19 protein-coding genes are annotated in these 21239 nt (G+C 34.9%); 9 read left to right on the forward strand and 10 right to left on the reverse strand.

Features of this window, described 5'->3' with window-relative positions:
- Positions 1 to 65: 65 nt before the first annotated feature.
- The gene (locus tag BC962_RS11880; protein WP_121346247.1) at positions 66 to 467 is read right to left on the reverse strand and encodes a DUF2059 domain-containing protein; all 402 of its coding nucleotides are present in this window, start codon (positions 465 to 467) and stop codon (positions 66 to 68) included.
- 250 nt (positions 468 to 717) lie between these two features.
- Here BC962_RS11880 and BC962_RS11885 point away from each other — a divergent pair, with 250 nt between their 5' ends.
- The gene (locus tag BC962_RS11885) at positions 718 to 1194 is read left to right on the forward strand and encodes a hypothetical protein (RefSeq protein WP_147405656.1); all 477 of its coding nucleotides are present in this window, start codon (positions 718 to 720) and stop codon (positions 1192 to 1194) included.
- 3 nt (positions 1195 to 1197) lie between these two features.
- Here the strand turns inward: BC962_RS11885 and BC962_RS11890 are convergent, their stop codons facing one another.
- From BC962_RS11890 to BC962_RS11910, 5 genes are all read right to left on the reverse strand, one after another.
- Positions 1198 to 2034: a CvfB family protein gene (locus tag BC962_RS11890; RefSeq protein WP_121346249.1), complete on the reverse strand. Its 837-nt coding sequence runs from the start codon at positions 2032 to 2034 to the stop codon at positions 1198 to 1200.
- 133 nt (positions 2035 to 2167) lie between these two features.
- Positions 2168 to 3901, reverse strand: a complete 1734-nt coding sequence (gene menD, locus BC962_RS11895) for a 2-succinyl-5-enolpyruvyl-6-hydroxy-3-cyclohexene-1-carboxylic-acid synthase (protein ID WP_121346250.1) — start codon at positions 3899 to 3901, stop codon at positions 2168 to 2170.
- 113 nt (positions 3902 to 4014) lie between these two features.
- Positions 4015 to 5148, reverse strand: a complete 1134-nt coding sequence (locus BC962_RS11900) for a chorismate-binding protein (RefSeq protein ID WP_121346251.1) — start codon at positions 5146 to 5148, stop codon at positions 4015 to 4017.
- Between the two features lie 213 nt (positions 5149 to 5361).
- Entirely contained in the window at positions 5362 to 7305 is a 1944-nt protein-coding gene (locus BC962_RS16615) for a thrombospondin type 3 repeat-containing protein (protein ID WP_121346252.1), read from the reverse strand.
- A 526-nt stretch (positions 7306 to 7831) separates the two neighbouring features.
- Positions 7832 to 8248, reverse strand: coding sequence for a PaaI family thioesterase (locus BC962_RS11910; RefSeq protein ID WP_183075506.1), 417 nt, complete (start codon positions 8246 to 8248; stop codon positions 7832 to 7834).
- Positions 8249 to 8292: 44 nt separating this feature from the next.
- Here BC962_RS11910 and BC962_RS11915 point away from each other — a divergent pair, with 44 nt between their 5' ends.
- Complete coding sequence (locus tag BC962_RS11915) at positions 8293 to 8931, forward strand: alpha/beta hydrolase (RefSeq protein ID WP_121346253.1); 639 nt, start codon at positions 8293 to 8295, stop codon at positions 8929 to 8931.
- A 24-nt stretch (positions 8932 to 8955) separates the two neighbouring features.
- Positions 8956 to 10236 carry an Nramp family divalent metal transporter gene (locus BC962_RS11920; protein ID WP_121346254.1) on the forward strand — a complete coding sequence of 427 codons (1281 nt, stop codon included), beginning with the start codon at positions 8956 to 8958 and terminating at the stop codon, positions 10234 to 10236.
- 82 nt (positions 10237 to 10318) lie between these two features.
- Here BC962_RS11920 and dnaK read toward each other — a convergent pair whose 3' ends face one another.
- Complete coding sequence (gene dnaK / locus BC962_RS11925) at positions 10319 to 12226, reverse strand: molecular chaperone DnaK (RefSeq protein WP_121346255.1); 1908 nt, start codon at positions 12224 to 12226, stop codon at positions 10319 to 10321.
- 312 nt (positions 12227 to 12538) lie between these two features.
- Here dnaK and BC962_RS11930 point away from each other — a divergent pair, with 312 nt between their 5' ends.
- Together BC962_RS11930 and BC962_RS11935 are read left to right on the forward strand one after the other, a co-directional pair.
- The gene (locus BC962_RS11930; protein ID WP_121346256.1) at positions 12539 to 13972 is read left to right on the forward strand and encodes an L-serine ammonia-lyase; all 1434 of its coding nucleotides are present in this window, start codon (positions 12539 to 12541) and stop codon (positions 13970 to 13972) included.
- A gap of 120 nt (positions 13973 to 14092) precedes the next feature.
- Complete coding sequence (locus tag BC962_RS11935; protein WP_121346389.1) at positions 14093 to 14713, forward strand: CPBP family glutamic-type intramembrane protease; 621 nt, start codon at positions 14093 to 14095, stop codon at positions 14711 to 14713.
- Positions 14714 to 14890: 177 nt separating this feature from the next.
- Here BC962_RS11935 and BC962_RS11940 read toward each other — a convergent pair whose 3' ends face one another.
- Both BC962_RS11940 and BC962_RS11945 read right to left on the reverse strand, forming a co-directional pair.
- Positions 14891 to 15487, reverse strand: a complete 597-nt coding sequence (locus tag BC962_RS11940) for a CPBP family intramembrane glutamic endopeptidase (protein WP_121346257.1) — start codon at positions 15485 to 15487, stop codon at positions 14891 to 14893.
- A gap of 289 nt (positions 15488 to 15776) precedes the next feature.
- Positions 15777 to 16241, reverse strand: coding sequence for a nuclear transport factor 2 family protein (locus BC962_RS11945; RefSeq protein WP_121346258.1), 465 nt, complete (start codon positions 16239 to 16241; stop codon positions 15777 to 15779).
- A 63-nt stretch (positions 16242 to 16304) separates the two neighbouring features.
- On the opposite strand from BC962_RS11945, the gene panB reads away from it, so the two are divergent.
- The 3 genes from panB to ypfJ all read left to right on the forward strand — a co-directional run bounded on the left by panB (position 16305) and on the right by ypfJ (position 18812).
- Positions 16305 to 17123, forward strand: a complete 819-nt coding sequence (panB, locus tag BC962_RS11950) for a 3-methyl-2-oxobutanoate hydroxymethyltransferase (protein ID WP_121346259.1) — start codon at positions 16305 to 16307, stop codon at positions 17121 to 17123.
- Between the two features lie 92 nt (positions 17124 to 17215).
- On the forward strand, positions 17216 to 17926 hold the full coding sequence (locus BC962_RS11955; RefSeq protein WP_121346260.1) for an RluA family pseudouridine synthase: 711 nt from the start codon (positions 17216 to 17218) through the stop codon (positions 17924 to 17926).
- Positions 17927 to 17963: 37 nt separating this feature from the next.
- Positions 17964 to 18812, forward strand: coding sequence for a KPN_02809 family neutral zinc metallopeptidase (gene ypfJ, locus BC962_RS11960; RefSeq protein WP_121346261.1), 849 nt, complete (start codon positions 17964 to 17966; stop codon positions 18810 to 18812).
- A gap of 9 nt (positions 18813 to 18821) precedes the next feature.
- Here the strand turns inward: ypfJ and BC962_RS11965 are convergent, their stop codons facing one another.
- Positions 18822 to 19709, reverse strand: coding sequence for a DMT family transporter (locus tag BC962_RS11965; RefSeq protein ID WP_317127959.1), 888 nt, complete (start codon positions 19707 to 19709; stop codon positions 18822 to 18824).
- Between the two features lie 147 nt (positions 19710 to 19856).
- On the opposite strand from BC962_RS11965, the gene BC962_RS11970 reads away from it, so the two are divergent.
- Complete coding sequence (locus BC962_RS11970; RefSeq protein WP_121346262.1) at positions 19857 to 21236, forward strand: aldehyde dehydrogenase; 1380 nt, start codon at positions 19857 to 19859, stop codon at positions 21234 to 21236.
- The last annotated feature ends 3 nt before the right edge of the window (positions 21237 to 21239 follow it).

A 21239-nucleotide genomic window follows, 5' to 3' on the forward strand; every position in this document is an offset into this window, starting at 1 on the left:
TTAATAACTGGACAAAAAAAAGCCTGAGAAATCAATCTCAGGCTCTAGAAGATATTATTTTATTCTTATTTAGAATATTTAGCCATTAAAGGTTGTAATTGCATACCCCATTGTTGACCAATTTGCATAGATTTTTCAGTAATTACTGGTAATTCCGCTGTCATTTTTTGTCCAACCGGAGTGGCGTAAAATGCAAGGATTTCATCTAATTCAGTTTCAGTAAAACTTTCCATGTACACAACTGCTAATTGATCGAATAAATCTTTCATGCTTTCTTTTACCTCTGCTTTAAAAGCATCACGGTTTTCTTCAGCAACCATACCTACAATAGGTTTAAGCATTACGTCGAAAGTTGCACCAGAATTAATTTCAATTAATTGTACAGCTTTAGCTTTGTATGTAGATTCTTGTGCAAAGCCAGTGAATCCAACTAATAAAAATGCGATAACGTAAAAAGTGTTTTTCATAATTAAGTTTTTTTTTGAAGTTCAAAAATAGAATTATTTAGCACTTATAAAACTATAATGTGATTTTTTTCAGCAGTTGTAAATAAATATCCAAAGAAATCTTATCTAAATTTATCAATTGCACAATTCTTGATATCTTTAGTTCCAATAATCTGCTGGCATGCTTTCGAGATGGGATTTTTCAAAAAACCTAAATAGATCAAAGTTAGCCCCAGTAACCACACCCAGAATGAGGGTTTAAATGAAAAAAATGAAATATTTAGGTATACTTATAATATTATTAATTACTTCCACGTACGGAATTGCACAGGAAATCCCTGTATTAAACTCTCCCGATGATTTTGTAATACAGCGTACAGAGATAATTCCTTCCCTTTCTATTCTAGCACCAGAAAATCCATATGTTGGGAAATTTAAAATAAGAACAGTGAATTTTGATGTGAAAGATCAACCTATACAAATAAACCTTTCAGAGATAATGCGGGAAGAAGAACAGATGAGATCTAATAGATATGTAGAATTGGAACCACCAGTACAGATCTCTCAAAAAAAGACTTCCGTTAGTTTTTCTGCAAATCCAAGAAATACCGATGCCAGATACTTTAACCAGAATTTTAATCCATATTTACCTTCAAGAGGCGTAAGAAATACAGTATATAAAGATGCTTCAGAAACTACAAGACCTATATATTACAGCAGTTATTCTCCTTTTTATAGAAGATACTAAAGATTAGTCATTCTTAAGGTATATTCCGTCATCCTTAATTTCTATCATTCTTTGCTTATAAAGTGTTCCAATAGCTTTCTTGAAACTCTTTTTACTCATCTGTAAAACTCGTTGAATTTCGGTAGGATCAGATTTATCTGTAAGCTTTAAATGCCCTCCTTTTAAAGAGATCTCATTCAAAATACTTTGCGCATTTGGCTCTATACTTCTATAACCAGGACGTTGCAGTGTAACATCCAATTTTCCATCTGGTCTGGTTTTCTTGATCCAAGCTTTTAGGCGATCTCCAGGATTTAGATCCTGAAAAATATCATCTTTATAAATAAGTCCTTGATGTAATTCATTAACAATTACATTTACACCCAGATCTGTAGGATTTACCACAATTATATCTACTTCTTCATAAGGTTCTACCGTGATCTCGGAGTTATCCATAAAAGCATTAGTCTTACTAGAAGCAACCAATCTGCCGGTATCTTCATCCAGATAACAGAAAACAAGATACCAACTATCTTTACGCATTTTAGAAGCCATTTCTCTATAAGGCACAAAGAGATGCTTTTCTAAACCCCAGTCTAAAAATGCTCCAATATCTGAAACCTCCACACATTTTAAATAAGCAAATTCATCCAATTTAACATATGGATGTAGGGTTGTTGCCACCGGACGTTCAGAATGGTCTAAATAAACAAAAACGTCTATTTCATCCCCAATATTAAAAGATTCCGGTTTATATTTATTTGGTAGTAATACTTCATCATCTCCAGATCCGGTTAAGAATAATCCCGGTTCGGTATCACGATCTATTATTAATGTATGGTATTGTCCTATATTAAGCATAACTAAAATTTAAATGGCAAAGATACTTTATATTTTATGGGAAAACTCAAATATTATGGCTTTATAAAAGCGTACGCAACGTATTAACTTCAACCATAAGATCATTAAATTAAGAATTTCAGTTCTTGAATAATTAAGATTTGATAAAGTTAAAATATTCTAACAAAACCTCATCATTAAGGGATCTTGGAGTCATTATTTCTAAAAGTTTTGGTTTTTCTGATGAATTGAAAAATTTCTTCAACTCAGTACTTACTTGATCTGAATCTTCAGCACGAGAATATTCGAAGCTATACATCTCACAAAGTGATTTCGCATTAAGATCATGAATTGTTTCAAAATAAGTATCAAAATTTTCTGTATCCTTATTCCCGGGAAGTATTCTAAAGATCCCTCCACCAGAATTATTAATTACAATAATTCTAAAATTTGAAGGAATATAATTATTCCACAAGGCATTGCTATCATAGATAAAACTAAGGTCTCCGCATATAAGCAAAGTAGGATCTTTTTTAACTAAGGCTGCTCCAACAGCGGTAGAAACACTACCATCTATCCCACTTGTTCCTCGATTACAAAAGATAGATTGTGAGACATCCCAATTAAAAAGTTGCGCATAACGTACCGTAGAACTATTACCAAGCTGTACATTATATTGCTTCGGAATTGAGGGAACTATAGATTGCATGGCCTTAAAATCTGAATAAGGGATCTTATTTACATAGATATCATGACGCTGTTTTCGATGTTCATTAATCCTTTTCCAATGCTCCGCATAATCACTTTTTACTGAAATAGTTTCTGGAAAAAATTTCTGAAAGAAAGAATTCACCGAAGTTTCGAAATGTTTATTTAAACAAAAGAAGGTATTATATGCCTTTTTAGGATCTATATGCCAATGTTGTTCTGGCTGAAAATCTCTTAAGAAAGATTTTATCTTTTTTGAAACTATCATCCCTCCAAAGGTCAAAAGGATATCTGGTTGTAATTCTGCGAATTGCTTTTCTACATCTTCAGATTTTTCAATTGGCCCGATCAAGGTATCTATACGAGTAAAAAATTCTTCATGATCTACATTAGAAGTGGTTTCTGTTAAAACGATCACGGTAGGATCTTCAGCTAGAAGATCCAGATATTTTTGTTCTACACTATTAGGCGCCATGACCCCTACAATGATCATTTTTCGCTTAGCTTTATTCCAGAGATCTAAATAGGGCTGTAGCTCCAACTTAGAATATACTCGCCGACTAAGATCTGGTAGAATTTGAACCGGATCTGTGATCTTATTTTTTTCTAAAGAATATAGTGGCTCATAGAAAGGCACGTTTATATGCACCGGTCCATTATTCTCTATGGCACTATTTAAGGCCAAATTGATCTCCCGCTCATTATGCCTGCGACTTTCAAATTGTTTCTGAAGCAACTTTTTATCTTGGGCTTCATTCTCCAAAACCAATTCTGAATAAAGATTCGCCGAATATAAAATATGATTCTCGAAAACGTTCTTTTGCCTAATTGTTTGCCCATCTCCAATATCTATACGCTCTATTGGTCTATCTGCAGAGATCACCACCAATGGGATATCACTATAATAAGCTTCAGCAATGGCGGGATAATAATTTAACAAGGCAGAACCGGAAGTACAAACCACCGCAACTGGTTGTTTGATCTGCTGCGCTATTCCTAACGCAAAAAATGCAGCACAGCGTTCATCTACAATGCTGTAAGCATTAATTTCCGGATGATTTGTGAAACCAATAGTTAATGGAGCATTTCGCGATCCTGGAGAGATCACCACATGTTTAATGTTCTTTGCAACACATAAAGCTACTATAGATTGGGCAACTGGTATTTTGGAGTATTTCACGATTACATTTTAAATGAAAATGAACAGAACGATAGCAAAATTAAGTGTTTTCTTTAAAATTGTATCAAGCTCAAAATTACAATTTTCCTAAGTCTTAATACAAGAGATTTACCTTATAAAGCGGCTTTCATGGTTCTAGTTTTATTCACAGTTTCTTCCCATTCAGCAGAAGCTTCAGAATCCTTTGTTATACCACCACCAACATAAATTGCCACTTCTCCTTTTTTATATTTTAGGCATCGCAAATTTACAAATATGTAAGAATCTTTTCTGATACTGGAATATGCCTGATTTTCTTGATTTCGAGTTCTACTGCTTCGCTTGATCTCTGTGGTCATATTTAATGGTCCCAAATATCCCGAGTAAAATTCTCGATCATATTTTTCGTGTTCAATTATAAAACTATAAGCTTTATCTGTTGGTAAACCACAAATAGCTGGAGTTGGATGTAATGCCTTTATGATAGCTCCTATTTCTGCAGATCCATTATTGATAGTTCCAGAAATATCTGTTCTTAAATGTAATAAACTCCCTGCTTCACTCGTATAGGTTTCTGAAACCTTTAATGATTCAGAAGAATATCCAAGCTCTTTTAATTTTGAAATAATAGAATCGGTTACAATTTTCTGCTCAACTATTTCTTTATTGGTCCAATCGTTTTCAGAAAAATCCTGAAGTTTTCTTGTTCCTGCAAGAGCCATAGTGCTGAACTTTGTTCGCTCAGTTTTTAGTAAAGTTTCCGGAGTTGCACCAATCCAAACTCCGGTTTCCGGGTGAAACCATATATAAACAAAGGCATTTGGATATAAAGAGAGTAAATTCCGAAAAATTTCAGAAGCAGATATAGTTGGTTTTTGAAGCTCTTTTCGGGAAAGTACTACTTTTTGTAAAGTGGTTTTATTAATAGTTTCAATCCCAAGTTTTACTAGACTAATATGAGCTAATTTTGCCTTAGAATCTAAATTCTCTGATAGTCCTTCTGAAGAATTTAATTGAAACTTTGAACTATCAAAAAAGGGCAGAACGGTTTTAATGCTTTCATTTTCAGGAATAAAAAGTGGATTATTTTCAGTGTTAAAAGGAGAAAAAACAAAGCCATTTTCAGAAAAATCCTTAATTCTAAAAGAATCCTTAGAAGTTTGTAATAATAACTGCACAGCCTCTTTTCCAGGAAGTCTAAAACTAACCATCGCTTTTCCAGCATCTAGGGATTCCTGTGCTAAATTGAAAAAATCTTTAGAGTTCATTAATTTATTATTGGTTGACTTTTAAATATTCTTCAAAAAGATTGACACCTACTATTCCTAAGGTTTCCTTCCTGTTTTAGAAGTAAAAATTGATTATTCCGCAAAAGTACAAAACAGAAAAATAGTATATTAAATGCTAACTAACCGCTAACTTAATACGCAACAAAAAAGAGCCACTAAATAGTGGCTCTTTTTAATTTTATAAATTGATTCTTAATATCCAGTAGTCGAAGAAGCATTATGCAATTTTGCATTAGACTGTCTAAATTTCGTTCTTGTCACCTGTTTTAACTCACTTATTGGAGCGGTATCTATTTTTGCTACTCCACCCAAAACGAAAGTGTTGGTAGAATCATAAAACAATGGAAAATCACCTTCTCCAGGTTCAATTACTGAAGCACAAGCAATTGTTAACCCATTTACACCTTCCATAATAGGATGAACTCTGTTAGAGCTAGCAGGTAATTCAGGATAATTACCATTTTGAATACAATCCAATGCGCCGCCTGAATTAAATAGAATAGCCCCCATATTTATTAGAAATTGATTTTCAATAGGTATTCCAGAGCCATAAAACCCATCATGTTCTCCCATAAAAATTATTCTTCCGCCTTCAGAAGAAAATTGTTTGAGTGTATTAATCTCCGCTACAGTATATTGAACATTAGGCATTACAAGCATTATTATTTTTACATCTGAAGGAATACTAGTTAATGAACCACTTGTGGAACTTATATCCGAGATGGTAAAACCTTGGTTTTCAACTAGACTTCGCATAGTGGACCATTCGCCAGTACAAAACACACAACTTGAGGCTCTTCCGAAATCGAACATAAATGTTGTTCCGCTGTTTCTTATTCCTGTTGTTGTAAAATTGATTAAATTTTTAACGAACTGCACATTGTCTGGATCTTCCATAGCCCTAGCATCAAATATATTTGCGTCATTCAGTACAACCATATCTCTTCCTGGAACTTGTATACTTTCACAACCAACTTCATCTACTTCTACCCCAGGATCTGTATCTGGACATTCATCAATATCGTTAGGAACGCCATCGCCATCGTCATCTACTCCCGTTTCGCAAACATCTCCCACTCCATTTTCATCTTCATCTTCTTGGTCTGGGTTAGCAATATTAGGACAGTTATCTTCATTATCAGGAATTCCATCCTGATCTGAATCTACTGGTACGCTTCCATCATCGTCACAATTAATTCTAATATGCTCGTATCTTGGTGTTGCACCTAACTGAGCATCAATCATGGCCTGGGTAATTTCAAATTCATAAATATCTAAAGCACTTGCTGTATAAGCTCCAGCGCTAAGTACAGTTACACGCACATAGTACATTTCACCATCCTCTAATGGAGGCAATGGAACACATAATACAGTAGCGGCAAAACTATTACCTTCACCAGATACAGAATTCATCTCTCCTCCTAATATAACTTCTGATCCATCAAAAGCATCACCCCAAATATCTACTTGGAAGTTGGCTGGATACTCTCTACCTGTTTGGTCATCACAGTAATTTACAAATATGCAATAGTTGTTTTCAATAGCTATAGCATTTATGTCGAAGAAAATATATCCATATGCTTCTTCCTCACGTTCTATGAAACAAAGTACGTCCACCTCTATATATGGCTTAGTTCCTGCTTCTAATATAATTTCTTGAGGTAAAGGATCTCCAACACTACTTGCATAAGTCCCACCTTCCCGTGGTGCAACCCAAAGTACTTGATCATCGTCACTATAAACAATGAAGTATTGTAGTTGATAGGTCCCTGCAGGCAGTCCTAACATTTCTGAATATTTAGTCTCCCAACTTCCACCGTTGTTAACAATATCTACTTTAATGAAATCGGCCGTAGTTGCTCCTTCCCCGGTTGGATCCATATCTGCAACCCAGTTTCCTTCTGCATCTGTTAGCGCAACAAGAACATAAGAAGGCTCTGCATCACGGCATTCTAGAGGATCTTCCGATATTTGTTGTCTAGTTTGCGATTCAAAATCATTTAACAAAGTTCCAAACTGTAACTGAAAAGTATCTTGAACTTCTGGTCCAGATACATCCGCTTCATCCTTGCTACAGGATGTAAATAGCAAAAAGAGAATTACTACAAAACTCCAACAGTAATTTACATTTTTCATAATTATCAAATTATTGGTTAATAACAAATCACTAAACAATCATTCAATACATATATCTGTATCGATAGATTTTAAGATGGGAAGGGGAGGTGTTTTGTTGGGATATCTATTACCAAATAACTATAAGAAAACTAGAATATAGTTTTATAAATTAATCTGGAAACACTCTGAATCAAAATTAAAGCAAATTGATAATTCCTGTTATAAGGGTTTTCCCTAATTTTAATATTATAGTTGTTTAAATGGATTGTTCGTAATTAGGGAGAGATTTATCTTTAATAGAAACAGTTTTAATATTTATTGTCAAAGAAAAATTAAAAGTATACAGAATGAATGTTAAACTATGTAGTATTAAATAGAAGAACATCAATAAAAAAAGTTTCCAGCACTTAAAAAGCCTATGGATGTAGAAAATTTAGTACATACGGAGCATAATGTAAAAAGAGTCTACATAAAAAATGAAGTGGAGTTGAAAATAGAGTGTTTTTTGAAGCTCTTCTATTTTATTTGATTTGAAGAAACCGCGTTAATTTTTAGGAAGTGAAATAGTGGTTAATTTAACCAATGAGATCAAATTATCTTCTTCATCCGTAATCTTAATTTCCCATAGTTGGGTTGTTCTTCCTTTATGAATAGCTGAAGCTTTTGCAAAAACAAATCCCTCTCGAATACTTTTCACATGGTTTGCGGAGATCTCAATCCCTCGAATAGTAAATTCTGAAGAGTTAAATAAGAGAAGAGAAGCCATACTTCCAATTGTTTCAGCTAAAGCTACGGTTGCGCCACCATGTAAGACTCCATCTGGCTGATGAACTTTTGGAGAGACGGGCATTTTTCCAAGCACATAATCATCTGTGATCTCCACAATTTCGATATCCAAAGTTTCCATCAAGGTGTTTTTGAACATTTGTCTACATCTTTCCAGTAATTGCTCGTTCTGCATATTAAATAGATTGTTTACTTTGTAAAAATACAAAACCAAAAAGAATGAATCCAACCGAAAAGCAGGTTTCTTATAAAATCACCAATTCCTATTGCACCTTAAATGAAAAGACTTCCAACACAAAGAATGTATGGGTGGTTTTTCATGGAATTGGGTATTTATCTAAATACTTTCTTAAATATTTTAAAGGATTAGATCCACAAGAAAATTATATAATTGCCCCACAAGCTGCATCCAAATATTACTTAAATGGAAAGTACACCCATGTAGGTGCTTCCTGGTTTACTAAAGATAATACGCAACAGGAAGTGGAAAATGCAATGAATTATTTAGATGAAGTTTATAAAGCTGAAGATTTAGGATCTGCAACGAATCTTATTGTGCTTGGTTATTCTCAAGGGGTTTCTGTTGCCACAAGATGGGTGGCCAAAAAAAGAATCAAACTTTCACAATTAATTTTATGCTCTGGCGGCCTACCCAAAGAATTAAAGGCTAAAGACTTTTTACATCTAGGAGATTCAAAGGTCTCTATGATCTATGGTAACAAAGACCCTTATTTAGACAAAGAACGTTTGGATAATGAAAAGCTTAAATTAAAGCAGCTCTTCCCTGAAAATTTAACTGTTATTCCTTTTGAAGGAATTCATGAAATGAAACCATCCATACTAGAAACTTTAGTTTAGATTTACCCCTTATATTGTTATTGAATGAAAACAAAAAAGACAAGCGAAAAAGGATCTAAAAGATCTTTATTAAAAAGCCTTGGTCCAGGATTTTTACTTGCAGGAGCCGCCATTGGAGTTTCTCATTTGGTGCAATCTACACGTGCGGGTGCAGATTATGGATTTATACTTGTTTGGGCTTTAGTATTAGCATGTGTCACCAAATATCCCTTTATGGAATTCGGACCGCGCTATGCAGCTGCAACAGGTAACCATCTAATTACAGGATATAAAAAATTAGGGGTGTTCCCATATTGGGCATTTATCGTATTCACGGTGGGTACGATGTTTATAATTCAGGCTGCGGTTACTATTGTTACAGCTGGCTTAGCAGAAAGATTATTCAATTTTGGATGGTCTCCCTTTACTTGGAGTTTAGTAATTACAATATTTTGCATATCGCTACTTCTCATTGGTAAATATCCAGGATTGGATAAAAGCATGAAGATCATTGTTAGCTTTCTTACTATAGCAACCCTCGCAGCTGTTGTTATGGCCTTTGGCGCGGGAACTGTAACCAAGACACTAGAAACTCCTACTCCCTCCTTGTGGACCACTGCAAGCATCGGATTTATAATTGCTTTTATGGGTTGGATGCCAATACCATTGGATGCCTCCGTCTGGCATTCTATCTGGACAAGGGAAAAAGCAAAGCAAACCAAGCATAGACCCAGTATAAAAGAAGCATTTACAGATTTTAATATTGGGTATCTTGCCGCATCTTTAATAGGTTTATTATTTTTAACTCTCGGTGCCTTGGTCATGTTTGGCAGTGGCACTTCCTTTTCTTCAAATTCGGTCGAATTCTCTTCGCAACTTGTAGCACTCTACGGAAAAACTTTAGGATCATGGAGCACTCCAATTATTTCCATTGCCGCTTTTATTGCCTTATTAAGTACCACATTAACAGTTACAGATGCGTTCCCACGGGTGATCTCCGAGATTTTAAATCCAGAAAATAAGCAGCCTAAAGTTGAAAATAAAAAATGGAAAGATTATAAGATTGGGATCTTTGTAATTCCAATTCTCTCTTTGTGTATTTTATTCTTCCTTTCTGGTTCTTTTATATTTCTAATAGATTTTGCAACGGGCCTTTCCTTTCTTTCAGCTCCCTTTTTGGCTTGGTTCAATTATAAATTAGTTACAGGAAGTCATTTAAAGAAAGAGGATCAACCCTCCCCTGCCTACAGAAAATTTAGCTTATTCTGCTTCGCTGTTTTAGTGATCTTCACATTGGTTTATCTCTACTATATTTTGTTTATGTAATATTTTTAACAAAAAAAGATCCCGATTTTCATCGGGATCTTTTAGTTGGATCTTGTAAACAAGATCTATTATATATAGATGTTTATTTAACTTCTTCGAAGTCTACATCTTCAACATCATCTGCTTGCTTAGAATCATCTGCTCCAGCTGCATCTGCTCCAGGAGCTCCTTGTGCACCTTGACCATCTGCTTGAGCCTTGTACATTTCTTCTGAAGCTGTTTTCCATGCTTCATTCAATTTGTCTAATGCTGGAGTGATAGTTTCAATTTCTTGAGTTTCGTAAGCTTTCTTCAATTCTTCTAAAGCATCTTCAACTGGCTTTTTCTTATCCTCAGATATTTTATCACCAAATTCTTTCAATTGCTTTTCAGTTTGGAAGATCATTCCATCAGCCTCATTCAACTTGTCTACTCTCTCTTTAGTTTTCTTGTCAGATTCAGCGTTTGCTTCAGCATCTTGCTTCATCTTTTGGATTTCCTCTTCAGTTAATCCAGAAGAAGCTTCAATTCTAATATCCTGAGTTTTGTTAGTTGCTTTATCTGTAGCACTTACTTTAATAATACCATTCGCATCAATATCAAAAGTCACTTCAATTTGTGGAGTTCCTCTTTGTGCTGGTGGAATACCATCTAAATGGAATCTACCAATGGTTTTATTATCTGTTGCCATAGGACGTTCTCCTTGCAATACATGGATCTCAACCGATGGTTGATTATCTGATGCTGTAGAGAATACCTGAGATTTTTTAGTTGGAATTGTTGTGTTAGACTCAATTAACTTAGTCAATACACCACCCATAGTTTCAATACCAAGAGAAAGAGGAGTTACATCTAGTAACAATACATCTTTAACATCTCCTGTTAATACACCACCTTGAATAGCTGCTCCAATTGCTACAACCTCATCTGGGTTAACTCCTTTAGAAGGCTTCTTTTTGAAAAATGCTTCAACTTCTTCCTGAATCTTAGGAATACGAGTAGAACCACCTACTAAAATAACTTCATCTATATCACTTACAGAAAGACCTGCATCGCTTAATGCTTTCTTCACAGGATCCATAGAACGTGTAACAAGCTCATGAGCTAATTGCTCAAACTTAGATCTTGTTAAAGTCTCTACCAAGTGTTTTGGTCCACTTGCAGTAGCCGTAACGTATGGTAAGTTAATTTCTGTTTGTGTAGAAGAAGATAATTCGATCTTCGCTTTTTCAGCAGCTTCTTTTAAACGTTGTAAAGCCATTGGATCTTTTCTAAGATCGATGTCTTCAGCTTTAATGAAAGAATCTGCAAGGAAATCTATGATCACCTGGTCAAAATCATCCCCACCTAAGTGAGTATCACCATTTGTAGACAATACTTCAAATACACCATCACCTAATTCAAGGATAGATATATCAAAAGTACCACCACCAAGATCATAAACAGCGATCTTTTGGTCGATAGATTTTTTGTCTAATCCATAAGCCAATGCCGCAGCGGTAGGCTCGTTTATAATTCTTCTTACTTTAAGTCCTGCGATCTCACCAGCTTCTTTAGTTGCATGACGCTGAGAATCGTTAAAATATGCAGGTACAGTAATAACAGCTTCTGTTACCTCTTGTCCAAGATAATCTTCAGCAGTTTTTTTCATTTTTTGCAAGATCATTGCAGATAATTCTTGTGGAGTATACATTCTCCCGTCGATATCTACTCTTGCAGTATCGTTATCTCCTTTAATCACTTTATAAGGAACTCTTCCTGCTTCTTTAGAAGATTCAGAATATTTGTTCCCCATAAATCTCTTTATAGAAGATATAGTTTTTGTTGGGTTTGTAACAGCCTGACGTTTTGCAGGATCTCCAACTTTAATTTCTCCACCCTCTACAAATGCAATTACAGAAGGAGTTGTTCTCTTCCCTTCAGCGTTAGGGATTACCACAGGCTCGCTACCTTCCATTACAGATACACAGGAGTTAGTAGTACCTAAGTCAATTCCAATTATTTTACTCATAACAGTATACGTATTTAAATTTTATATATTCAATTTCACAAACACAAATAGTCAATCATTATGCCAGCGGTATAGTTCTGACAGGTTGTCATTAATAAATGTATTATTGGCATTCCCCCTTCCCTATGCTTAATAAGCATAGTAAAGCTGTCGGGCTTTGCGCTAAATCTTTTAATTTCCGAATAAATTAAAAGGATATCACTGCAATCCCTAATGCGAAAACAAATCCTAAATAATTCTTAATAACAAATTCGCAAAAATGAAGTCCGATAGTATCAAATCCTTATTTTTGTCCTTAAATTTTGGAGTAGAATGCGAAAGATAGAATGTATTAGTGTTTTTGATATGTTAAAGGTTGGAGTTGGTCCATCAAGTTCTCACACTTTAGGTCCATGGCGTGCAGCCCAAAGATGGATCCAGGAACTTAAGGACAAGAATTGCTTCGACGAAGTAGATGCAGTTCATATAGATCTTTACGGTTCTCTTTCGCTTACCGGTAAAGGTCATGCTACAGATTTGGCAGTTATGCTTGGTTTAGCAGGATTCGATCCGGTTAAAATGGAAATAGATCAAATAGACCCTGAGATCTTTAATATTAAAACCACAAAATCTATTATTTTAAATGGAGAGAATGCTATTCATTTCGATCCGGAAACTCAAATTAAATTCAATAGAAAATTTCTTCCTTTTCATCCAAATGGTCTTACATTTCGAGCTACTTTAACAAGTGGAAAGAAAATATCCTCTTCCTATTATTCTATCGGTGGCGGGTTCGTGGTAAAAGAAGAACGAAAGAATGCTTCAAAAAAAATGAAGAGCTTTCAGGAATTTCCATTTCCCATAGAAAAAGCAACAGAACTTCTTGCGTACTGTAATGCAGAAAATAAATGCATTTCAGAAATTGTAATGGAAAATGAAAAATCTTTACGCTCCCCCGAAGAAATTCATCAAGGATTAAAAGAGGTGTGGGATGTAATGTTAGAATCTATGTACATAGGTTGTCATACAGAAGGCTCCCTTCCCGGCGGACTTAATGTACATCGTCGTGCATTCGATATGAACAAACGCTTAATTGGGGAAGCAACATATAATTCTCCTCAGGAATGGCTGGAAACCATTAGAAAGACCGAAGTGAAATTTAGACAGATCCTTAAATGGGTGAGTTGTTTTGCCATAAGTGTGAATGAGGTAAATGCATCTTTAGGAAGAGTGGTGACAGCTCCTACCAATGGAAGTGCAGGAACAGTTCCTGCTGTACTTATGTATTATATGGTAATAGAAAACCATAATGCAACTTTTGAAGATGTAAAAAGATTTATGTTGGTAGCAGGAGAAATTGGCAGTTTATTTAAAAAAGGCGCAACTATCTCTGCCGCTATGGGTGGTTGTCAAGCAGAAATTGGGGTTTCTTCTGCAATGGCAGCAGGAGCTTTAACAGAAGCTATGGGTGGCACACCAGCCCAAGTGCTAATGGCTAGTGAAATAGCAATGGAACATCACCTAGGTTTAACCTGTGATCCTATTGCAGGATTGGTACAGATACCTTGTATAGAACGAAATGCAATGGGAGCTATTAAAGCCATCAATGCCGCAGAAATTGCGATGGATAGCGATGCTACCAAAGCAAAAGTACCTCTAGACAAAGTGATAGAAACTATGTGGGATACCGCAAAAGATATGAATTCTAAGTATAAAGAAACATCAGAAGGCGGATTGGCAGTACGAGTGAGTTTGAGTGACTGTTAATTTAAAAGCAACTCTTGGTAAATTATCCTAACTTTAAATTCTACTAGCACAACCATATTGTTTAAAACAAGCCATATTACATTATACAAGATTAAAAATCTATTCCGAAATTATGGCTGGATGCTGGGTTCCTACTTTGTATTCTTCGCTATTCTAGGGATACTTCAAATAGTTTTTCCAAATTTAGATTTCCTAAAATATCAGCAAGCCGACATGAATGCCTTAATGTCTGAAAATCCATGGAAATTTATTTTACTGGCAGTTGTGATAGCTCCAATTTTGGAGGAGGGAATGTTCCGAACTCTTATTAAACCCTCTCCAAATGAATTTATATTTTTTCTTTGCAGCTGGATTTTGGTGATTGCGGCAATATTTATCCCCGTAGATGTACATTGGGCATTAAAATTTGGGTTTCTTCTTCTCTTTATTACTTTGGTCTATTTTTTTCTGAAGGAATTAATCCCAAGATCATTTCAATATAAAGCATGTAGTTTTTTAAACAGAAATTATATATCCATCTGGATGATCACCGCAGTTATTTTTGGCTTGGTCCACATCTCCAATTATGTAGATGGCTTTAGATTGGATTTTCTATTATTTTTAATGATCGTACCAAGGATTATAGCCGGATTTTACTTCGGAAAAGTAAAGATCGAAAACAGAAGTATGGTTTGGCCTATCGCGATGCATGCCATGAACAATGCAACCGTGCTTATATTTCTAATCCCTAAAATTTTATAAATTCTATTCTTTAAGGGCAGAAAATAACTACATAGTTTTTGTGTATGATTAGTTGCGTGGTTAATTACGAGTGTTAGCAAATAAAAACCGAATAGAAAATTCGCGAGGATTTTCGTAAGTCGGCAGTAACCTAGTAGTTCATTTTACACGGTATTGGCAAATCGTTTTTTTCCTCTTTTACCAATTTCCTTTTTCATATAAATCCAAAAATGAAGATGCAGATAGATTAAAAAAGTCAACTAAAAAGTGGGCAAATATAATCCACCTCAAACTATTTGTTTTCTTAAATACAAGTCCCCAAATTATTCCCATAATGAATGTTGAAATTATTACTGTTAAACCACTATTCAATTCCGAATTCACTCCGAAAACAGCGTGACTTAATGCAAATACTAAACTCGTAAAAAATATTGCAGTCCAATTTGTCCAGTTCTTGGTGTATTCCAAAAGTAGTCCACGCCAGTAAAACTCTTCAATCCAAGGATTGATTAGAGCTAATAAAATCCATGGTAACCAAACTTGCCAAATTCCTAATGTTTCATAATGCATTAAAAATAATGGTAGTGGAAGTATCCCAATAAATAATGCTAAAATGTTCCAACCGAAGGAACTTCTTGATTTTTGTAGCCATTTTTTTCTGGTTTCCTTTTCAGTATATCTAAAAGTGAAGAGTAGAAAAAGACACCATTGAATCAGAATAATTGGAATAAAAGCCCATTTTCCAATAACATTACCGAATAGAAAGGCTATTCCGAAGCTGATTGCGATAATCAAAAATGGTGAAGCAAGAACTATTCTCTTTTTTGTTAATGTTATTCTGAATAGGTTTCGTCAAATGGTTGGCAACTAGTTTTATGATTTATTAAATACAAGAGGAACATCTTGTTTTGTCCGTTCGTGCCCTTAGTCTAAGTTCAGGATAAACTAAATTCGAGCACTTCCTAATTTAAATAAAAAGGTTTCGACTTTAGCCTGAATTGAGCGTAGTCGAAATGTTCAGCCTGACACACCTTAAACATTTAAATTTTGAGATGAACTTAACTACTGTTTATTCTATTTTTTTTTATTCTGAACCACAGCCTTTTTTAGTTCGGGTATCTATTATATAAACAATCTTCCAGCTTCCTTTTTCCTTGAACAACTGAAAAGTATTCACCCCACAATGACTTAGCTCCCCGTTTACAAAAAAAGAGTAAGGGGTAGAGACATTTGCCATTGGCCCATCTACCTGAATTTTATAAGAATGTATTTTCTCTTCGAATTTTGTGGTTTTCGGAATTGCATAAATAGCTTTTAAAAAATTTCCGTATTCCTCTGTGATCAATTTAGGTTCGGTATCTTCTTTTATACTTATAGATTGCATTTGTATAGTTGGATGAACCATAAATCGAAGAGCTGTAGTGTCTTGCTTATGAAAGGCTATAAAAAAGTCTTCTATGGAGGTCTTAACAGAAACTTCGTCTATTGTTTGCTGTGAATAGCTTACAATTCCAATAAAAAATAGCAGAACACTTAAATAAATCTTCATGATTCTAAGTTTTGAATGTGGTCTACTAATTTACTACTTTTACTCATCTAAAAAAATGAGCTAATGTCAGTTGCGAAGAAACAATACAAAAGGGTTACAGTAAAATCGTTGGTAGAAATGAAAGCCAATGGAGAAAAGATCGCTATGCTCACTGCATACGATTATACCATGGCTCAAATTGTGGATGGTGCAGGAATAGACGTGATATTAGTTGGGGATTCTGCAAGTAATGTAATGGCAGGACATGAAACTACACTTCCTATCACCTTAGACCAAATGATTTACCACGCAGCAAGTGTGGTAAGAGGTATAGAGCGTTCCCTAGTGGTTGTAGATCTTCCATTTGGAAGTTACCAAAGTGATCCCAAAGAAGCGCTTAGATCTGCAATTAGAATTATGAAAGAAAGCGGAGGGCATGCAGTAAAAATGGAAGGCGGAAAGGAAATTAAAGAATCTATAAAAAAGATCTTAAATGCAGGAATCCCTGTAATGGGCCATTTAGGACTTACCCCGCAATCCATATATAAATTTGGAACTTATACAGTTCGCGCAAAGGAAGATCAAGAAGCAGAAAAATTAAAAGAAGATGCTCTTTTACTGGAAAAATTAGGCTGTTTTGCAATGGTGTTGGAAAAAGTACCTGCGAAACTCGCCAAAGAAGTGGCAGAAAGCGTGAGCATTCCAATTATTGGTATTGGTGCAGGAAATGGTGTAGATGGTCAGGTGTTGGTAACCCACGATATGTTGGGAATGAATCATGAATTCAATCCTAGATTTTTACGTCGTTATGCAGATCTTCATGGAGAAATGACCAAAGCTTTCGAGGGTTATAAGGATGATGTAAAAAGCAAAAATTTTCCAACAGACGAGGAGCAATATTAATTATTTCTTCGTCAAATTTTATTGATGGCAATTCATCACTTCGATATACTAATCATTACATACATTCAATAGTAAACCCTAATTAACAGAATTTGAATTCAGAAAAAATTCTTTCCAACAAGCACAACTTACAGGTTTTATATGAGGATAATCATCTTATTGTCATTAATAAAAGACCAGGAGATATTGTTCAAGGAGACAAAACGGGGGACACACCTCTTAGCGAGGTTGTAAAAGAATATATTAAAGTTAAATACGATAAACCGGGAAAAGTATATTTAGGAGTTGTTCATCGCTTGGATAGACCAACCAGCGGACTTGTTATTTTTGCCAGAACTTCTAAAGCACTGCCTAGATTAAATCAGCTGTTTAAAGATCGGGAGGCCAAGAAAACCTATTGGGCAATCGTAAAAAATATGCCCCCAAAAGAAGAAGATACACTTATACATTACTTAAAGAGGAATCCAAAACAGAATAAATCTTACGCTCATATTAAAGAAGTACCTGAGAGTAAGAAAGCCATCTTGGACTATAAGATCATCCAAAAGTTGGACAATTATTTTCTTTTAGAAATTGCACTGCATACTGGAAGACACCATCAAATAAGAAGTCAATTATCTGCTATAGGATGCCCTATTAAAGGAGATTTAAAATATGGCTTTGACCGTAGTAATAAAGACGCCAGTATTTCCCTTCATGCTCGTAAATTATCCTTCTCTCATCCAGTAAAAGATTTAGAATTAAACTTAGTTGCCCCAGTACCAAACGATCCGATTTGGAACGCGGTGAATATTTATACATAGCTTAACATAAAAATTATTATTTTTAAAACAAAAAAGTATGAAATGGCAAGGTAGACGTCAGAGTGGCAATTTAGAGGATCGTAGAGGCTCCTCCACAGGAGGGAAAGTAGCTGTTGGTGGAGGAATAATAGGATTAATTTTTCTTGCAATCCAGCTCTTTTCTGGTGGGGATATTTCTGAAACACTTCAACAATTAGAATCTCAAACACAAACATCTTCTGGAGAAAGTAGAGAGTTAACTGCTGAGGAAATAGAATCTAGAAAATTTATTAATGCGGTTCTAGTTGATACTGAAGATATTTGGAATGAAATATTTTCTGAAAACAATATGAACTATCAAGAACCAGGTTTAGTCCTCTTTACAGATGGCGTAAGAACTGCATGCGGTGGAGCTTCAGCAGCATCTGGACCATTCTATTGTCCTGCGGATCAAAAGGTTTATATGGACTTATCTTTTTTCGATGAATTAAAAACACGTTTTGGAGCTCAAGGAGGAGATTTCGCCATTGCCTATGTAATTGCTCATGAAGTTGGACATCATGTTCAGACAGTATTAGGAACTTCTGGAAAAGTAAGGCAGTTGCAACAAGGTAGAAGTCAAGCTGCAGCTAATGAATTGTCTGTTGCATTGGAATTACAAGCCGATTTTTATGCAGGTGTTTGGGCTAATCGTAATAAGAAATACTTAGAACAAGGTGATATTCAAGAAGCTATGAGTGCTGCAAGTGCTGTAGGAGACGATGCTATTCAAAAAAGAACTCAAGGAAGAGTTGTGCCAGATGCATTTACACATGGAACTTCTAAACAACGTATGGATTGGTTTATGAGAGGCTATAATACCGGAGATATTAGACAGGGTGACACTTTTCAAGGAAGACTAAACTAATATTTGAAATTAATCGATCCCTTCTACTGCTGTATTTTTCCGAAGGGATCTTATACTTTCTATAATTACTGCACTTATTATAAGCGCGCCTCCAATAATGGTTTTTAAGCTAGGATATTCAGAAAGAAATAGTATCCCTAAAATTATTGCGTATAAAGGCTGAGCACTACTCATGATACTTGCAGCAGTAGTTGAAAAATTTCTTAAACTAAGCAAGAAAAGTGTATGCCCTATACAAGTAGTAACAATTGCCAAGGTTAAAAGAGGTGCCCATTGTAAAATCACTTCATTAAAATCACTGAAAAACAATACAGGCGAAAGAACTACCGCTACCACGACAATTTGATACATCATTAGTACCGAACCATTATATTTTTCAATTTCCTGTTTCATTAAAATATTTCTGAGCGCATAGAATAACCCAGATAATATTCCCAGCAAAACTGCTATAGTATAATTGTTTTGAAAGCTGATCTCGGGCACTAGAAAATAAATCCCGAACAACACCAAAACTCCTAATGCTAAATGAATCTTACTAAATTTAGTTTTTAAGAGAAGTGGCTCCAGAAATACTGTGATTACCGGATATGTAAAAAGGGAAAGTATCCCTATTGCGACATTAGAATATTGAAGTGCGAAGAAATAAGCTACCCAATGGCCAGCCATTAACAACCCAGAGAGCACTGTTTTTAATACATCTCTTTTACCATTTATTTTTAGATCAAATTTTTTTAATCTACAGAATATATAAAAGAGTATTGCCGCTAATAATGTTCTGTAAAATATAGTTACAAAAGGGTTTAAGGTAATATATCTTCCCAATACTCCCGAGGTACTAATAAAAAGCACGGCGAGGTTAAGTTCCAGTATTTTCGAAAATTGTAAGTTTTTAGCCAAAATTTAAATATGTCGCAAATTGCAATTTTTAGAGGAACTTTCTTTAATTGAAAGGATTTAATCTTAAAGAACCAACTAAAAATTTGAAGGGAATTCCTATATTCCATTGTATTGTCCTTTTTGGCCATTTCCATAATTAATATTAAAATGCATAACAAAATCAGTGATCTATTAGCTTCCCAAAGATCTTATTTTAAAGAAGGGAACACCAAAGACTTATCTTTAAGACTAGAAAAATTAAAATTACTTAAATCGGTTATCGAAGAGCACGAAACTGAAATATGCGATGCCCTCTTTCGGGATTTCAAAAAACCTAAGTTTGAAAGTGTTTTAAGCGAGACGGCTTTTATAATAAGTGAGCTCGATCATATTATTAAAAATTTAAAAAGCTGGTCAAGGCCTAAAAAGATTTCTAGCTCACTTATCAATTTTCCGTCTTCAGATTATATTTATTCTGAAGCTTACGGAACCTGTTTAATTATTGCTCCGTGGAATTACCCTTTTCAGTTAGCTATCTCTCCTTTGATGGGAGCCATTGCTGCGGGAAACACAGTGGTTTTAAAGCCGAGTGAATTAGCACCAAATACCTCACAGATTTTAGCTGATATTTTAGGAAAAGTATTTCCAAAAGAAATGCTTGCTGTAGTGCAGGGAGGAGTTTCGGTTTCTGAATCCTTATTAGCAGAAAAATGGGATTATGTTTTCTTTACAGGAAGTGTTCCTGTTGGAAAAATAGTCGCAAAAGCAATCGCGCCTCACCTTACCCCTTCCACCTTAGAATTAGGTGGCAAAAATCCGTGTATCATTCATAAATCTGCAAAAGTGCAACTGGCAGCAAAGCGAATTGTTTGGGGCAAATTTTTAAACGGAGGCCAGACTTGTATTGCACCAGATTATATTCTTATTGATTCTTCCATCAAAAAGGAATTTATAGATGCAGTACAAAAAGAGATCACAGCTGCCTACGGGGCTAATCCTAAAAATTCACCAGACTATGCAAGAATAATCAACGAAAAGAACTTTGACAGACTCGCTGGAATGTTGGATGGTGAAAAGTGCCCGATTGGAGGAGAATTCGAGAAAGGACAATTATATATTGCTCCAACTTTAATTGATGAACCTTCACTCACTAGCAAGGTGATGGAAGATGAGATTTTTGGTCCTATCCTTCCTGTATTAAGTTTTGATACCGAAGAAAAATTGGCAGATATTATTAATAAATATTCCAAGCCTCTTGCCTTATATGTGTTTTCTGAAGACAAGAAATTTTCAGAAAAAATATTAAACACTTACAGTTTTGGTGGCGGTGCTATTAACGATGTAGTGATCCAAGTGGTTAATAAAAAGCTGCCATTTGGTGGTGTTGGAAATAGTGGAAATGGAGCCTACCATGGCAAATATTCTTTCGATACTTTTTCGCATAAAAAAAGCATATCAAAAAGAGGAACTTGGTTAGATGTTCCACTTAGATATGCTCCTTATGCTGATAAAGTGAGTCTAATAAGTAAACTCATGAAGAAATTTTAATTT

The sequence above is a fragment of the Gillisia mitskevichiae genome (assembly GCF_003634585.1).
GTDB classification, from domain to species: Bacteria; Bacteroidota; Bacteroidia; order Flavobacteriales; family Flavobacteriaceae; genus Gillisia; species Gillisia mitskevichiae.

Bases quoted from the DNA above. Each gene is read 5' to 3' on its own strand.
- BC962_RS11880 (WP_121346247.1), bottom strand. From the start codon at position 467: ATGAAAAACACTTTTTACGTTATCGCATTTTTATTAGTTGGATTCACT.
- BC962_RS11885 (WP_147405656.1), top strand. From the start codon at position 718: ATGAAATATTTAGGTATACTTATAATATTATTAATTACTTCCACGTAC.
- BC962_RS11890 (WP_121346249.1), bottom strand. From the start codon at position 2,034: ATGCTTAATATAGGACAATACCATACATTAATAATAGATCGTGATACC.
- BC962_RS11900 (WP_121346251.1), bottom strand. From the start codon at position 5,148: ATGAACTCTAAAGATTTTTTCAATTTAGCACAGGAATCCCTAGATGCT.
- BC962_RS16615 (WP_121346252.1), bottom strand. From the start codon at position 7,305: ATGAAAAATGTAAATTACTGTTGGAGTTTTGTAGTAATTCTCTTTTTG.
- BC962_RS11910 (WP_183075506.1), bottom strand. From the start codon at position 8,248: ATGCAGAACGAGCAATTACTGGAAAGATGTAGACAAATGTTCAAAAAC.
- BC962_RS11915 (WP_121346253.1), top strand. From the start codon at position 8,293: ATGAATCCAACCGAAAAGCAGGTTTCTTATAAAATCACCAATTCCTAT.
- BC962_RS11920 (WP_121346254.1), top strand. From the start codon at position 8,956: ATGAAAACAAAAAAGACAAGCGAAAAAGGATCTAAAAGATCTTTATTA.
- dnaK (WP_121346255.1), bottom strand. From the start codon at position 12,226: ATGAGTAAAATAATTGGAATTGACTTAGGTACTACTAACTCCTGTGTA.
- BC962_RS11930 (WP_121346256.1), top strand. From the start codon at position 12,539: ATGCGAAAGATAGAATGTATTAGTGTTTTTGATATGTTAAAGGTTGGA.
- BC962_RS11935 (WP_121346389.1), top strand. From the start codon at position 14,093: ATGCTGGGTTCCTACTTTGTATTCTTCGCTATTCTAGGGATACTTCAA.
- BC962_RS11945 (WP_121346258.1), bottom strand. From the start codon at position 16,241: ATGAAGATTTATTTAAGTGTTCTGCTATTTTTTATTGGAATTGTAAGC.
- panB (WP_121346259.1), top strand. From the start codon at position 16,305: ATGTCAGTTGCGAAGAAACAATACAAAAGGGTTACAGTAAAATCGTTG.
- ypfJ (WP_121346261.1), top strand. From the start codon at position 17,964: ATGAAATGGCAAGGTAGACGTCAGAGTGGCAATTTAGAGGATCGTAGA.
- BC962_RS11970 (WP_121346262.1), top strand. From the start codon at position 19,857: ATGCATAACAAAATCAGTGATCTATTAGCTTCCCAAAGATCTTATTTT.